The organism is Paenibacillus sp. FSL L8-0494 (assembly GCF_038003695.1).
Taxonomy (GTDB): domain Bacteria; phylum Bacillota; class Bacilli; order Paenibacillales; family Paenibacillaceae; genus Paenibacillus_AQ; species Paenibacillus_AQ odorifer.
The window spans coordinates 3,833,638-3,848,651 of record NZ_JBBOPQ010000001.1; the positions used below are offsets into that span (position 1 = coordinate 3,833,638).

A 15,014-nucleotide genomic window follows, 5' to 3' on the forward strand; every position below is an offset into this window, starting at 1 on the left:
TCCTTACAGTCATTTTATACAGATCATCTCATATCATTAACGCTTTCGTAAACTTTCAAACGGGCATATGCGGTTTCGAGAATGGGATACGCAACTTGACCAGGTACAGCCATCGCCAAAAGTGCACCATGCAGATGCTCAGCTTCCACTGGCAGATGTTTAAGCATATCCCTATGCATAGAGGAGGTGAATTCGGGCAGGACCGAATCCATCTTTTGCATCGTGACCGACACCATATCTGGTCCAGGCATACCTGCACTTTGCGCTATGCTCACGATCTCATTCAGAAGCTGCTCATAAATAGCACGAGCTATAGGTGAGGCTAAAATAGGTCCAACCGAGCTATCCATTAAAGTTGTAATCCCGCTTAAACTAGCTACGAATATATATTTCTGCCACACTTCGCGTTGAATATCAGAACTTAATATCACAGTGAATCCTGCTTTATCCAAATGGCTGAGAAGTTTCTGCATCCGTTCTGACTCCCCACCCGCCCATTCACCAAACACAATACTATGGAAAGAACTACTTTGTATGATAGCTCCATTCGAATCTAACGTTGTTTCGATATAACAAAGACCACCCAATACCTTTTCTGCTCCAAAATGCTGCTGCAAAATACCAAAATGTTTATACCCATTAAGGAGCGGGAGAATCATAGTATGTTCACCGACAAAAGGGGTTAGATCCATCATCACCTGAGGCAAATGATAGGCCTTCACTGCAATAATAATACAGTCAAAAGGCTCTGCCTTCTCCCCGTATGTAATCGTCCGAACGGGAGTCTGAAAGTCACCATGCACACTTTTTATTGCCAGACCCTCATCTTCTAACTGCTTTTGTTTAGTAGAACGGACTAGAAAAGTTACATCTTCCCCTTTTTGAACTAGACGCCCTCCAAAATAACCACCAATAGCTCCTGCACCCACGAATAGAAAACGCATGTAAGTCTCCCCTTTTTTCACCTTATTTTAAACAAATAAAAAGACCGCTTAGCTTATCCGCTAAACAGGTCCGAATGGCAAAAAAAGAGTCAAGTATCGACCGTTCTTTTGTCTCGGTCCATACGGATCTGAGCAAAATCCAACGAGTTCACCTCCATGGCTACAATTCATAAATCTGATCCAACTAGAGCACCATTCGATTCTATCGATACAGCCTCCCTGGAAAGTATAACAAAAGAAAACCTTAAAGCCTAGTTTTAATCCATAACTTGGAGATGTCCAAAAACCCGAAGGAACCGGTTTGTAGACCAAACAAGCTTTGATTTAGCTGAGCTTTTTTATTCATATGACAGCCATGCAGCACCCAATAATTGTCTCGTAAAATTCCCTCCGCTTGATTCAGCAGCTTCACCCGTTCATCCTTTGGAGATTCTGTGAAAGGACCTAACACCTTTGAAAACAATGAAATCTGGTCCTCTCTAAGCAAAGAAAATAAATAATTAGATTTATTATTAAAGTAGTTAATCATTCCCCATTGCCAATCGTCTTCTAAAACCTCTTCAGCAAGCTGGATCTCGGCTGTTGTCTGTATATGATCTGCTTTAAACTCATTGAAAAAGTATAATTTAATTTGCAAACCAACGGAGGCAGCGCGTGTTTGGAGCCATAACGCTTCTTCTCGTTCTTCTTTTTTATCCTTAGTTGCTAAAGTAATGACTTCTCCCTGAAACCCATTTTCCGCTAAAAGCGCTCGGGCATGTTCCAAAGTTGGATCTACAAGCTCTCTCTTACTGCTCTCCCATGGCAAAAAGCTATCTGCTGGAGTGATACGATTGCCACCCAACTCTTTTATTAAAGCCGTTCGACTGTAAAGGATACGGATCACTTGACGAAACCATAGCTGCTGATGAATTCCCTCTCTATGAAAATTAAACAGAATATATCTACAGCCTAAGGCCGGGTAATCTATACTGTGATTGCTGATGATATCAGGTAAAAGTTCTCCATGTTCAGGATCTGGCAGCTGGTATTGGCGTTCATTAGAAGCCTCTTTTGGCAAATACCAAATCTCAACACGATCCAGGAGCGGCCGAATTCCGAAATAAAAATCAAAAGCTGCGAGCACCAATACATCCTCATTCAGATCCATTAAACGGTAAGGACCTGTACCGATCACTTCACTAGTGATGTCTATATCGTATGGGAGTATGGACATGTGAATGCAACTAAACAGATGCAGAAAAAAGAGATTTGGACGAGACAGATCAAACCGGATTCGATGATCTCCTTCAACCTCTACTCGTTCGATATCCTTATAAAGGTTCACCGCAGGGCTATTCAAGTCAATAAGCCGTTGTAGCGTCTCTTTTACATCTCTCGAGGTCATAATTCTTCCGTGATGAAAGCGTACCCCCTTGCGGAGGTAAAAAATATAACTTGTATGCTCCTCATTAGCTTCCCACATATGGGCCAAACCAGGAAGAAAGGCATCGGTCGTTGCGTCATAAGTAACTAGTGTGCTATAGATCTGACCCAGCAAATAGGATTCAAAAGCGGTGTATACATAAGCAGGGTCCAGTACTTCCTTATGCCGGTTACGGGTAATCCGCAGGACGTCCAGCCCTGAGGTTGACTCTGCTTCACTACGGAAACCCATCTGTTTATTTAACATCGTTAACAATCGTTCCTTTAAGGGTCCGGTCACCTGATCGCTGCTCATCAATTCGATAGCTTCTTTTATCTTGCCTTTACTGACTAACTCCTGAAAGCTACCCTCGAACACCTCATCAATACTTTTTAAAAAAGTAAGTTGAGAGATATGCCCCCTGCCTCTCCCCGGCTGCCATAGAATATATTCCTGCTCTTCCAGTTTCCGCAGAACGAATTTAACATTGCGTGGAGTGCAAATTAGGATCGAAGCCAATAAATCTATCGTCACAGGAACAGGTTCATTCACTTTGAACGAACTAGTAACGCCTGCTGCTAAACATAAAAAATGATTACTTATCTGGTCCAAATGGTTCACTCCTTTAAAGGTGAAACGGTCAATGTATTTCTTACACTTTTCCTTCCCCCTTTTATCATTATAATTATACATAAATCAACAATGAATATGCAGCAACAATATTAGAGCAATAAGACTAGGAGATCGTAATCATTATGAAACAGCATCTAAGGCACATTCACCCTCTAGCCTGGACAATTATCATCGGCACCATGTTCGGACGTCTGGTGACCTCGATGAGCATCCCATTCTTATCCATCTATCTGACCCAAGTTCTCGGAGCTTCCCCGACACAAACAGGGATTACGGTCGCGGTTAGCTCGCTGGCAGGCGTATTGGCTAGTTTCTATGGCGGTTATATTTCTGATATTGTTGGCCGCAAAATCGTGATGTTAATCTCGGTATTTGGCTGGGCAGCCGTCTTCTTCGGATTCTCAGTGGCTCAGCATCTATGGGTATTTTTCTTGGTAAACACCCTAAATGGCTTATGTCGATCAGTATTCGAGCCTACTTCACGGGCACTTTTGTCCGATATTACACCACCCGAGAGCAAGCTGCTTGTCTTTAATCTTAGATATGCAGCAATTAATCTTGGTGTAGTATTTGGTCCGATCATTGGGCTACAGCTCGGCTCTGCGGAATCAACTTTTCCTTTTCTAATCGCCGGAATCGTATATGTTGCATACGGAATTGTATTATTCATGCAATTTAAGGCACATCGTTCAAGCATGCCCGCCCGTACACAAGCTCAAGCACCACGTTTACTCGAAGCTTTGACAATCACAGGAAAAGACCGTGTGTTCCTGCCAGTATTGCTGGGTACAATCTTTTGTGTGTTAGGATACGGTCACTTCGGCTCAACAATGGCTCAATATTTAGCGATGAACACGCATTTCACCAATGGGGGGCAATTGTTCTCCTATATGCTTTCACTGAATGCTATAACCGTGTTAGTAGTGCAGTATCCCATTGTACGTACGGCAAGTAAATTTCCACCGATTGTCCCTTTAATACTTGGGAATATCTGCGTTGCACTTAGTCTTCTCTTAGTGGGGCTTGCTGGTGGTGTGGCTCTACTAATGATCAGTGTAGTTCTGTTCACTATAGGGGAAGTCTTACTCTTTACGATGATGGATATGTTAATCGATCGGATTGCCAAACCTGAAATGAAAGGGACGTACTTTGGTACGATTGGCTTTAATAATTTAGGGAGTGTTATGGCACCTATCTTCGGTGGGGTGTTGTTAGACCATTATGGCGCTCAGAATGGCCTTGCGATCTTTGTGCCGTTGGCTTTAACAACAGCTTTTGGTCTTCCTTTTCTTCTCGTAGCGCACAAAAGACTTGTTGCCAGAGAGAAATTAACACTTGGTATTAAAAATAGAGCAATAAAAGGATGATTTTCCAATTCAATACGTTGTTTATTGGATCATCCTTATCTCGGTTAACATAATCATTATTATGTAAACCAATTATGTGAATTAATTCTTTTAATCAGAAAAGAGGGACCGTATCTTTGCAGAATATGCAATAGCTACGGTCTCTTTTACATAGAAAAAACGGTTAATCATATATTCCCTGAAGAAAACTCAGCTGGCCTTTTACATATTGCCTTAGCTCTAAGGGCTCCATGATTTCGGAATGACCTATTATGCACCAGACATTAGCACATGCACTTTCATAACCAAACATATTCACCTTTAAAATGAATGCATCCCCTTCTTCTCTCATTTCCATGATCTCTAGCTGAGATAAAAAAGACATTATTCTCTTATCAGCTCTGATCACAACAGGATAGACCTCTTCTTCTTTACACGCTTGCTTAAAAACCTGTCCCTGCTGCTTCCAGTGCTCTTCTAATGAAAAATCCATAGGTATAGAGTACTCTTCTTCCACAAGCTGTGTAGAGACAATTCGCTCACATTTAAACGTTCGGATTAGATTAGCTTCTTCACAGTAGGCTATAAGATACCATTCCTCTTTTTTCACCACAAGACCATAGGGCTGTAATTTCCTGCACGATACTTCTCCGTTAACCTTTTGGTACTTAACCTGTAGTTTCTGAGATCGCCAAACGGCTGTCCGGATAGATTCCAGACAGGGGATTTCTATTCGTTCTGTCCACCAAGGTGTGTCATCGAAATAAAAGCGCTTTTGCGCTTTCTGAATGTCAGGTTGATAGGATGCGGGCAATGTTTTTTCTAATTTCAACAGCGTCGTCTTCAGCTTAAGACCAGATTCAGAATGTCCCCCAGAATAGATGCCCATACCTGTTAAATATAGATTGATTACATCTTCACCATGTAACTGCTTCAGGTTAACTGTATATCCCTCCATTAAAGAGATACCACCATTCGGCCCCGACATAGACAACAAAGGAATTCCAGCTTCAGCTAGTACATCAATATCTCTATAGATTGAACGTACAGAAGTCTCCAAGGCTTGAGCTAGTTCATTGGCCTTCATTTTCCCTCTCGACTCCACTAATAATAAAATAGCAATCAAACGATGCAAACGCATGGGAACCTCCGAGCTTTTCTTTTTTATCAAGTATACTTCAAAATTCTTGCCATGATGTTGTCAACAATAAGAGGTTATGATTAGTTCATTACATAAAGGGAGCTGAAACATATGAAAATTGCCGTTTTAGGAACAGGGTTCGGAGCTTATCATGCAGAATTATTGACGAAAAATGAGCGTGTAGACAAAGTTATTGTTTATGGTAGAAATGAAGCTAAGCTGCAAAATTTAAAACAAGCGTTAGGCGTTGAGATTACCACAAATATAGAGGATATCATGCTTGATACCACAATTGATGTGATCGATATCTGTCTGCCCGTAACTTTACATAGACAGTTTGCCGTTGAGGCGCTTAAGCATGGGAAACATGTATTCTGTGAAACACCTGTATGCTTTAACAATGAAGATGCCCTTGCGATGAAGGAAGCAGAACAACAGTATGGCAGACGAATCCTCGTGAACCAATTTATTAAATTTGATCCTGCGTACAAATATTTATACGAAACCACTCATCAAGAGAAATATGGAAAGCTCTTAGCCTTCACCTTAAAAAGAGAAACGGCACCTCTGTGGGGTGATCTCGGACTTCATTCTATCTCCACAAATCTGATGATTCACGAACTTGATTTTGTTACCTGGCTGCTTGGATCTTTAGAAGAATACTCTGTGTGGGGAACCGATGGTGGACGAAATGAACAAGCGTTAGTACGTACCCATTTTCAGAAAACGAATGTCTCCGCAGAAATCGTTGTATCCTCACAAATGCCAGCTGGTTATCCTTTTTCCGTAGGGTATGAAGCTTATTTTGAACAAGGAAAGCTTGTCTATCAAGAAAGTGACGACATGAACGGAAAGGTTGAAGGATCATTAATTGAATATACCTCTGCAGGTAAACAGCAACTATTGATAGAACAAGCTAATCCTTTTGAAAAGAGTATTACGCATGCTATCCAATGCTTAGAGGAGGGTACTTCATCCATAATCGAGTTAGACCATGCCCTACAAGCTATGGAACTAGCAATAAAAATAGAAAAAAAGCTTGTGTAAACATAGAGGTTGGTGTTGGGTATCCTTTTTCATGGGTTTTGTTTGTGGGGGCGTAGAACTTATTGAATTAGTGAATTGTAGCTAGGGAGAGGAATAGGTTTTGATTTTTCTATTGTGAATTTTTCATATGTTGAAATTATAGAACAAAGTAGTAATTTTAGTCCTTTTTGGTAAGGTAAGCTGTCCTTAGTTCTAGTTTATAAAATGCTGTTATTTCACAGCATTTTGCAGGGATTTCATCCTGGGATTAAGATAGTTCAATTAGAGGTTAAACTAGTCATACGATGGAAATTCTCAAAGATCGTGGTCCCTGCTGATATTGTGGAGGTAATGTCCGAGGAAAATAGGGTTTTTAGAATGGCGCCTTATAAAACCAGCGGTAGTCTTGGACTGGAAAATAAAGTCCTATCTTTAATCCACCTCTATTACTCTTCTCATTAAAATACACACCTACATCACGTTATTCTGCCCGTTAGCTGAACAGGCTGCCTATGATCTCGGCAGCCTGTTGTCATTGTGCTATCGTGCCCCATTAGCGTAAATAGCGAGATTTATTAAATCTAACGATTAGTTTCAGAAAACTGAATCGATTGGATTGTATCAGTTGATGGGTCAAATTGGATTGATACAAAAACCCCAAACTCGTTACCTGCTTTGCTTCTAATCCATAGTTTGAATTTCTCTTCAGACTTTTTAGGTGTTAGTTCAGTACGACCAATGTGCTTATAATCAATTATGACTGCATTGTATCGTTTTTGTGTTTCCTCTACTGCAATTTTGCCCCATTTTGCGTATTCAGGCGCAGCCACTACTGTAACAGTGGAAAAAATAAGTATCACCAAAAATGATATCAGTATTTTTTTCATAATAACCGCCCATCTGGAGAAGTTTTCAGTAATATCTCCCACTTTATCCAAATGTATTCTTAAACAACTTAATGCCAGCGTGCAGTCTACAACTTTATTTTTTCAATTAATCAAGATCTAGATTTAGGAAAGTCAGATATAATAAAGGGTTCTACATATTATACATGACTAATATGTGGAACCCTTTATGCTTAACTATCGTACTCCATTAGGATTCCTATGGAAGGAATATTTTAAGTCGCATTGTTACTCATGTGGCATCTTGTCCATATCCATATATACAACACACTTTCACTTTTCCTTAAATGCTGATACCTTCATTGTATTGAATTCATCAACTCATAGTAATATTTAGAATCATTAGTCTTATTAAGGCTATACCAGGCGTCTAATGTTTTTGGAGAAAACACATCCAAAGCTTTCAAGATGTGTGCAGAAAATTCCAATGGAGCTATTCCAGATGCTGTGATCAGTTTTCCATCCGTTACAGCAGACTCCATTTTGTAATACTTTTCTCCTGTATAAGTGGGACAGATCATTTTAAGGTATTCCAGATCATTGCTTGTATGCCCACGTGAATTCAGCAATCCTGTCTGGGCAAGTCCCATTGTAGCACCACAAATCGCTGCAACCCATATACCTTCCCTTAAACACCTTTCAGCGATTTTTAAGAGGGGGTGGTGAATGGTTTCTGTCCATGTATCTCCACCGGGTAAAATCAATAGATCTGATCTTTCAATGCTGCACTCATCCAATTTGATGTCAGGCAGTATTTTCAATCCGCCCATTGTAGTTACTGGAGTCTTATCAATTCCCACGGTAACTATTTTTGACGGGACCAGCCCCTTTTTATAATATCTTCCCGATTTCAGTTCGGCAGTTACGTAGCCTATTTCCCAGTCTGCCATTGTGTCAAACACATAAAGATATACCGTATTATTCATTTGCAAGTTCTCCTTATTTTACAATTCATCTAGTGATACCAACCATCGGTAATCAATGATTATCGTCATTATAAAATGACTTCACTGACATCCGCTGTCAGTGAAGTTATTAAAGTTGATAATATTCCAATAACTCCGACACCACACCAACAAGTTTTTCCTTCAAACTCTGTGGTTCGATTACTTGAATGGATTTCCCGTAGGATAAGAGAAAATTAGGAACATAGGTATGAATTGATTTTTCCTCAAGTAAAAAGATTGCTTGATTTGATGTACGCTCTTTCAGATGATGCCCCAAAAACCAATGCAGGCATAAGTCATCCAACGCCTCTGACCTACCTTCGATAACTAAAGCAATTAACCCGTCCTTGCCGACTAAATCAGGTAATAGATTTCGCAAAAAAAATTCTCGAGCCAAAAAAGCTTCGGAACGTTTAAATATGTTTTGAGTCCGCTTGATTTGTAAAATCCGTTCTACCCGAAAGCTGCGAATCTCATTTCTCAGGTGGCAAAATGCAACAATATACCATTTATTGTTCCAGTACACCATACCATAGGGATCTATCACCCTAGTCTTGGGTTGATCATCACGGCGTGTGTGATAATCAATTTCTACAGAGAACTCGTTTGCTACAGCTTGCTCCAATTCCGCTAATACTGGCTGAATAGAAGGATCTCCCCTACGGTTTATAACTTCAAATCCGGCTAAATGACGGCTGAGAACACTTTCCTGTTCCTCATTCGAATACATTTTCAATTTGGATGTCGCATTACCTAATGCCTCACTCAAAGGGTATCCGGCTTCTTTTGCAAAAACAGCAGCATGAAGAAGTGCTTTTTTTTCTTCAATATCAAATAGCAGTGGTGCTCTGATAAAATTATTCAGTAGGCTATACCCGCCATTATGACCAGTGTCGGATATTATAGGCACTCCACTGGCACTTAGCGCATCAATATACCGATAGACTGTCCTTATATTTATTTCTAACTTTTCGGATATTTGTTTTGCGGTCATTTTAACACCCGAATTCAGCATCCATAGGATTGCCAGCATATTATCGTTTTTTGGCATCACATATACCTCATCTTTTATTAGGATCGCTCAAAATTATTAGCTTTGCGAATCGCCTGCATCCCTTTATTCATCGATCTTCCAGCCTTTCAATCCTCACTTAGCAATCTATAAACAACAATCTGCAATTTTTAACATTGCTGCTCTTAGCTCAACCCAACAATCTACTTTACCACAACTTGTGATACAGTTCACCGCGCTGTTTTTAACGGTGAGTTTTTGGGTCATCCTTTGCAGGATGCTCTTTCTTTGATCCGCTAGGTTCCAATTGCCCTAACCGCCGTTCAGGGGACTAAAGAATATACTCAGCATATACATCACCTCGAAGAATGGATATTTCCAGTTCAATAAACTTGAGTGATGCGTATAGACTTTACCAAGTAGACAGTTAATAACGCCTTTACACAAAAACAAACTTACCATGCGTCTGCTCATGAGCAGTAACGCACGGTAAGTTCCATCAATAATAACTCTTTATTTGGTAATATGTTGTATTTTTACGAAAATATCTTCCTTCTTCATTTATTTATGCCGTCATCAGTATTTAAGCTCAATATTCTTCCACATGGTATTCCCATCCTTGTCGAAGCCTGTCATCTCGGTAGCGCTCATCAATTCGCCTGTTTTGACATCAAAGAAAGCGCTCATTCTCAAACTGTCATTCTCACGATTAGGAGAATTTGGCGAGATACCCATAACTCTTAGCAGCAGACGTGTTTTGGAGGAGTTAGGATCAGTATTATACCTGCTGATAGTAAAATGATACCCCTTGATCCAGTCATCTGCTATAGCAGGATTTCCTGGTTTCATCCCCAGTCTCTCAACAGCTTGTTTAACTGCATCGGAAGAATCGATTTGAATATCAGATATCGCATACTGTCCTTTTACAAGTAAATTCTTATCGTGCTTTTTCACATCAGTCTTAATGGCCATTCCATTATCGATCTTGATATAAATAAAAACATTCCCTTTCTTGCTGCCAAATTCGAGATTCCAAGCATCTCTTGTTCCATCCGAACCATCGGTTCGTTCCTGGGAAACAGAAGTGTCATCCGTGCTTGTTATGTTAATAAGTAATGGCTCTTCTTCCGTAAGCTTATTCGCCTCTGAGTACCCAAGGCGCAGTGCCTCCATCGCGGTTACGCTCTTCTTTTCATTGGTTCCCTTATTCGTTATTGTGGCAGCTGGTTTCTCTGTCTCGTTAATCATCTCACTGGTTGTTGTGACGGCCTGTTCCTCTGATTTGTTAGAAGAGCCGTCGAAAAGAACATTTTTCATACTGAAGAATAGAACGACCATAATCACAATCAATGTAATTGAGGCTATGCTAACATATTTCTTCTTACGCAAGGCTGCTTCTCCTTAGTTAATAAGTATAAGAAACTTTGGTTACGCCATAATTAACTGCTGAAGTAGTATCCGTACTGTCCACACAATGACGATTAAATTTTCCAATTTTTAACACAATAAAATCATACAATAATATTTCTTCAAATGCAATTTTTGTCGCATATTTAAAAATAATGGATATTATTCACATTAACTCGAAACGAAATTGATCCTAGCTCACTGGTTTCAAGGGTTAAACTTGCCCCTATTTATGATACAGTTCACCGAGTATGATCTTAAATTAAGCTGCCCGTAAGCTGGATAAGCTAACAGTCATTCCCTCAAATCCATTGATAGACCTCCGCATAGGAAAACTTAAGTTGTTCTCGCAACTTTTTATTTTCTTCTTCGAGCTTCTTCATCTTTCGTTTTAACGACGCAATGATGGCGTCCTTGTTGTTTTCATCCATCTCCCGCTTAATTTGTTTCGGTGTCGGCTCTTGAACTTGCTGCTGACGAAGCGATTCAATGCAAATTCGTATCTCAGGATTGTCTTACCCGGTAAGCACTTTATTATTCAGTCTAATACTTGTTTTCATCGAACGCCAACGGATAATTGCATTTCTCCGCCTCATGCGTTACACTCTTTATATTGACAAATTTGCAGGTCTATATAAAAAAAGGAGGTTAACGCGCCCATGTGCCCCCGTACCAAAGAACAAAATGAGCTCATACGTATGCAGCGCAGAGAACAGATCCTGGACTTCGCCGCGCATACCTACTTCCGTACGGGCGGAAGCTTTGATATTCGCGACGTCGCCCGCGAGGCTGGTCTCGGTTATGGCACGGTATACCATTATTACCCCAACCGGCATTTACTAATAGAAGATGTGCTGAGCAGCGGCTTCGAGCGATGTGAGCAAACCCTGACTCAATGGGCGAACATCAGCCGGGACAACCCTGACGACAGGCAGTTGTTAACGTATTGCAAGACGCTACTCCAGTTGTGGCAGTCAGATGCCCGCGCATATCTCGTCTACAAAATGGCAGCGGAACATTTTACAGGCTTGCCAGAGAAAGATCGGCACCCTGCCAAGAGACGATTCATGGAAAGGCTGTATGTTCCACTCCAATCGACTATGCAGCGTGAAGACGACAGCATCAACCTTATGCTTGCCGTGTTGGTCGGCTGCTGCGGGCTGCACTACTATGCGAGCAATTCCGAGCTGGACATCGATCGAATCGCCCAGCTCGCGATACAAGCCATTACAAAGGAGTCCTGAAACAAACATGGTCATCTTAAAAAGCAAGTATGAAATCGAAGCCATCCGCAAGGCATGCCAGGTTGTGGCCGAATGCCATCGCACAATTGCCCCGCTCATCAAACCGGGCATCACAACGAACGAGATTGAGCGCATATTCGAGGATATTATTTTGAAGCACGGCGCCAAACCATATACGAAGGGCTACAATGGTTATCAATATGCGACCTGTGCCTCCGTCAATGACGTAATTGCACATGGCTTCCCTACAAATAAGCCACTTGAGGAAGGCGATATCGTGACGATCGACACGGTAGCGGAGCTCGACGGCTGGCTCGGCGATTCAGCCTGGAGCTATGCGGTCGGGAAGATCTCACCGGCGGCTGAGAAGCTGATGCGCGTCACGAAGGAGTGCCTTGACCTCGGCATCGCGCAGGCACAGCCCGGCAATCGGCTCGGAGACGTGACGAGCGCAATCCAGCAGCATGCCGAATCGAACAACTTTGGCGTCGTGCGCGACCTTCTCGCTCATGGCATCGGTCGTGACCTGCATGAGGAGCCTACCTATATGCATGTCGGCAAGCCCGGCAAAGGCCCCCGCATCAAGGAAGGCATGGTATTCACGATCGAGCCCATGATCACTGAAGGCACCTACAACATGACAATTGATCAGGACGGCTGGACCGCCCGGACGCTGGACCGCAAACTCGCCGCCCAATACGAGCATACGATCGCCATCACCGCTGAAGGTCCACAAATCCTGACCGCGCAATAGAACAATTAGAAGCCGACCAACGAGAGGGTCGACTTCTTTTTTATTTATTGAGCAGAACTTCTTTCTTCATCCGATACATGTGTGATCTTCTCACATAGGTGGAGAAAACGAATGTCCCGCGGACCGATTGAATTCTTAATGCGAAAAGTATGCTAAACTTAGGAACAACAAAATCCCCCTCAATCTGAGGGGGAGTTCTATTGCAATGCATTACGTTTCTCCTAACATTTCCTACAAACGCTAATGATAGATGAAGATGACGGAGAAAACGGCGTTTTATTCCAGTCAGCATATAGATGTTCGACGCGAAAGCCGTGACGGGTTAATAAAGAATGCAGCGTATTCGGATCCGTGAACCGACAAGCAATCCGGGAAGTCGTTCGTTTATACCCCCAATCACGCATCGTGACCCAATGCATGATATGCTGGCCAGCATCGTAACATTGTGTGCCTGATACCTTGACGTTATTTCCATCCTTATCAATAAATGATCCCCATTCTGTCTCCTCTTGATCGGATAAATCCGTTCCCTCCGGATTACGGGTCTCAAATGCAAAGATTCCATGAGGTTGTAAATGTTTGTGAACGGTCGTGAGCAAATCGCTTTGATCTTGATCACTTAAAAATGCCTGAAATGCATTACCAGTCAAATAAATCATCGAAAATCGCTTGTCCGATTCGAAGGTACGGGCATCACCTTCCATAAAAGTAACAGTCAGCCCTTTCGCCTTCAACCGCGCATATGCAATCATTGCTGAAGAGATATCTACACCGGTCATTGTTATACCGGCTTTCGAGAGGGGGATCGTTGTTAAGCCTGTACCACAAGCAAGTTCTAACACTTCCCCAGGACTCGATCTAGCAAGCTCAAGATAGAACTGATATTTGTCCATTTCACCGTCAAATTCAAGATCGTAATTTACCGGATCTTGAAATTCTTCAAGATTGCTATGTTCAATCAACACCATTCCCCCTTTCATTCCTTGTTATAATATAATCGAAATAAATGCTCATCGACAGCCATCGCGCTTAACAGTATTATTTTACTATTTTTTTGATAACACGTTTGGTGATAAACGGATATAATCAATTTTTATCAAACCTACCACTCCTCGTTAGTTCAACCATGAACATTCCATTTCATATTTTATAAAATATACTTTCACCATTGAGGAAGGGGCGACAATACTCAGCGCATAATTTGGGCATTCTTTCACGCATCCAGGCATGAACATGTACATTCTCCATCTGGAAGACGTAATATCCAATAATAGCGACCAACATTAAACCTTCCAACTGAAGTAGATCATTCGCTGTATTTTCGTACTCTCTGTAGTAACCCTTTAGGAAAGTATCTCTTCGATCGGATGGCAGCATCATAGCTCCCATGGCTACATCAAGTAAGGCATAACCGTTACCGAAAAAGCCAAAATCGATGAAGCGCACCTCTCCTTCGGTTGTGATGATGATATTACCCATACACAAATCCCCATGAATAAGGTCAGGGCCAGCCTCCCCGCCACGGTCATCTAACCGGGAGTTGATCAATTGCAGCGTTTGTTCAATGACATTAGCATCAGAAGGCGTAAATAAATTCTTTTTCACACCCGAATGAATCACACGGATCATCCGTTCATTATAAGCTTTACCTTGACTCGGTCGAATCTCCATACCTGTATGTTCGTACTGCCGAAAAAAAGTATGCAGTTCTGCTATTTGCGATCCCAGTTCTTTTACCAGTTCAAGATTGTTAACATCATTCATATTCATGTCTCTTCCATCCAGCCAGGTGAGGACGGAGCAGTTTAGCAGTTCACCTTCGTATTCAATGATCGTAATAAGTTCACCCTCATTGTTTCTTACGGGAGTCTGTATTTCGTTGCTGCTCCAGCTTCCCAGCTTCTCAAGCATTTGCAATTCTCCAAGAATGCCGCCGTATGTATGTTGCAGACCTTTCATGTCATCTATAAAAGGGTCATGAATGCGGAGTAAATATGATTTTCCCGTTCTGTCATTAACACGATAGGTTCTGTTCTCGTTATGCCTTAAGAAAATAATCTCAGGCTGTTGGATATCGTAACTGCCTAGTAAGTCCAAAAGCTTCTCGTTCGTCATAAGGACTCCTTTAAAATAGAAGGATTCATTGATTCAATCTTCGTCTGAATCATAAAAATTGAAATCTACAACATTCCAAAAATCATTCGACTCACCAATTGTACTTCTACAACATTTTCGAAATATCCTGCCTAT

Annotated in this window: 13 protein-coding genes and 1 pseudogene; 4 read left to right on the plus strand and 10 right to left on the minus strand. The window is 41.5% G+C overall.

What is annotated here, in order from left to right:
- Positions 1 to 23: 23 nt before the first annotated feature.
- Together NYE35_RS17470 and NYE35_RS17475 are read right to left on the minus strand one after the other, a co-directional pair.
- Positions 24 to 944, minus strand: a complete 921-nt coding sequence (locus NYE35_RS17470) for a ketopantoate reductase family protein (RefSeq protein ID WP_341121792.1) — start codon at positions 942 to 944, stop codon at positions 24 to 26.
- 244 nt (positions 945 to 1,188) lie between these two features.
- Complete coding sequence (locus tag NYE35_RS17475; protein WP_341121794.1) at positions 1,189 to 2,961, minus strand: ABC transporter substrate-binding protein; 1,773 nt, start codon at positions 2,959 to 2,961, stop codon at positions 1,189 to 1,191.
- Between the two features lie 143 nt (positions 2,962 to 3,104).
- Between NYE35_RS17475 and NYE35_RS17480 the strand changes: the two genes are divergently transcribed.
- Positions 3,105 to 4,349, plus strand: coding sequence for an MDR family MFS transporter (locus tag NYE35_RS17480; RefSeq protein WP_036687590.1), 1,245 nt, complete (start codon positions 3,105 to 3,107; stop codon positions 4,347 to 4,349).
- A 163-nt stretch (positions 4,350 to 4,512) separates the two neighbouring features.
- Here the strand turns inward: NYE35_RS17480 and NYE35_RS17485 are convergent, their stop codons facing one another.
- Complete coding sequence (locus tag NYE35_RS17485) at positions 4,513 to 5,469, minus strand: helix-turn-helix transcriptional regulator (RefSeq protein WP_341121796.1); 957 nt, start codon at positions 5,467 to 5,469, stop codon at positions 4,513 to 4,515.
- 111 nt (positions 5,470 to 5,580) lie between these two features.
- On the opposite strand from NYE35_RS17485, the gene NYE35_RS17490 reads away from it, so the two are divergent.
- A complete protein-coding gene (locus tag NYE35_RS17490) occupies positions 5,581 to 6,516 on the plus strand; it encodes a Gfo/Idh/MocA family protein (protein WP_076099072.1) in 936 nt (311 codons plus the stop codon).
- A 560-nt stretch (positions 6,517 to 7,076) separates the two neighbouring features.
- Here the strand turns inward: NYE35_RS17490 and NYE35_RS17495 are convergent.
- The 5 genes and pseudogenes from NYE35_RS17495 to NYE35_RS31445 form a co-directional block, all read right to left on the minus strand.
- Positions 7,077 to 7,382, minus strand: a complete 306-nt coding sequence (locus NYE35_RS17495; protein WP_076099071.1) for a DUF3889 domain-containing protein — start codon at positions 7,380 to 7,382, stop codon at positions 7,077 to 7,079.
- Between the two features lie 317 nt (positions 7,383 to 7,699).
- Positions 7,700 to 8,326: a type 1 glutamine amidotransferase family protein gene (locus tag NYE35_RS17500; RefSeq protein WP_076099070.1), complete on the minus strand. Its 627-nt coding sequence runs from the start codon at positions 8,324 to 8,326 to the stop codon at positions 7,700 to 7,702.
- A gap of 109 nt (positions 8,327 to 8,435) precedes the next feature.
- Positions 8,436 to 9,398: a helix-turn-helix transcriptional regulator gene (locus tag NYE35_RS17505; protein WP_076099069.1), complete on the minus strand. Its 963-nt coding sequence runs from the start codon at positions 9,396 to 9,398 to the stop codon at positions 8,436 to 8,438.
- A 537-nt stretch (positions 9,399 to 9,935) separates the two neighbouring features.
- Positions 9,936 to 10,748 carry a hypothetical protein gene (locus NYE35_RS17510; RefSeq protein WP_036687600.1) on the minus strand — a complete coding sequence of 271 codons (813 nt, stop codon included), beginning with the start codon at positions 10,746 to 10,748 and terminating at the stop codon, positions 9,936 to 9,938.
- Between the two features lie 320 nt (positions 10,749 to 11,068).
- Positions 11,069 to 11,281, minus strand: a pseudogene (locus tag NYE35_RS31445) (DUF6262 family protein); the annotation flags it as partial.
- 183 nt (positions 11,282 to 11,464) lie between these two features.
- Between NYE35_RS31445 and NYE35_RS17515 the strand changes: the two are divergent.
- Positions 11,465 to 12,010, plus strand: coding sequence for a TetR/AcrR family transcriptional regulator (locus NYE35_RS17515; RefSeq protein WP_254924482.1), 546 nt, complete (start codon positions 11,465 to 11,467; stop codon positions 12,008 to 12,010).
- Positions 12,011 to 12,017: 7 nt separating this feature from the next.
- Entirely contained in the window at positions 12,018 to 12,764 is a 747-nt protein-coding gene (gene map, locus NYE35_RS17520) for a type I methionyl aminopeptidase (protein WP_036687603.1), read from the plus strand.
- Positions 12,765 to 12,985: 221 nt separating this feature from the next.
- Here map and NYE35_RS17525 read toward each other — a convergent pair whose 3' ends face one another.
- Positions 12,986 to 13,726, minus strand: a complete 741-nt coding sequence (locus NYE35_RS17525; protein WP_080742510.1) for a class I SAM-dependent DNA methyltransferase — start codon at positions 13,724 to 13,726, stop codon at positions 12,986 to 12,988.
- A 178-nt stretch (positions 13,727 to 13,904) separates the two neighbouring features.
- Positions 13,905 to 14,879 carry a phosphotransferase enzyme family protein gene (locus NYE35_RS17530; protein WP_076099066.1) on the minus strand — a complete coding sequence of 325 codons (975 nt, stop codon included), beginning with the start codon at positions 14,877 to 14,879 and terminating at the stop codon, positions 13,905 to 13,907.
- Positions 14,880 to 15,014 lie beyond the last annotated feature (135 nt).

Excerpts from the sequence above, each read along its gene's own strand:
- map (WP_036687603.1), top strand. The coding sequence starts at position 12,018 with ATGGTCATCTTAAAAAGCAAGTATGAAATCGAAGCCATCCGCAAGGCA.
- NYE35_RS17490 (WP_076099072.1), top strand. The coding sequence starts at position 5,581 with ATGAAAATTGCCGTTTTAGGAACAGGGTTCGGAGCTTATCATGCAGAA.
- NYE35_RS17495 (WP_076099071.1), bottom strand. The coding sequence starts at position 7,382 with ATGAAAAAAATACTGATATCATTTTTGGTGATACTTATTTTTTCCACT.
- NYE35_RS17530 (WP_076099066.1), bottom strand. The coding sequence starts at position 14,879 with ATGACGAACGAGAAGCTTTTGGACTTACTAGGCAGTTACGATATCCAA.
- NYE35_RS17515 (WP_254924482.1), top strand. The coding sequence starts at position 11,465 with ATGCAGCGCAGAGAACAGATCCTGGACTTCGCCGCGCATACCTACTTC.
- NYE35_RS17505 (WP_076099069.1), bottom strand. The coding sequence starts at position 9,398 with ATGCCAAAAAACGATAATATGCTGGCAATCCTATGGATGCTGAATTCG.
- NYE35_RS17470 (WP_341121792.1), bottom strand. The coding sequence starts at position 944 with ATGCGTTTTCTATTCGTGGGTGCAGGAGCTATTGGTGGTTATTTTGGA.
- NYE35_RS17485 (WP_341121796.1), bottom strand. The coding sequence starts at position 5,469 with ATGCGTTTGCATCGTTTGATTGCTATTTTATTATTAGTGGAGTCGAGA.
- NYE35_RS17500 (WP_076099070.1), bottom strand. The coding sequence starts at position 8,326 with ATGAATAATACGGTATATCTTTATGTGTTTGACACAATGGCAGACTGG.
- NYE35_RS17480 (WP_036687590.1), top strand. The coding sequence starts at position 3,105 with ATGAAACAGCATCTAAGGCACATTCACCCTCTAGCCTGGACAATTATC.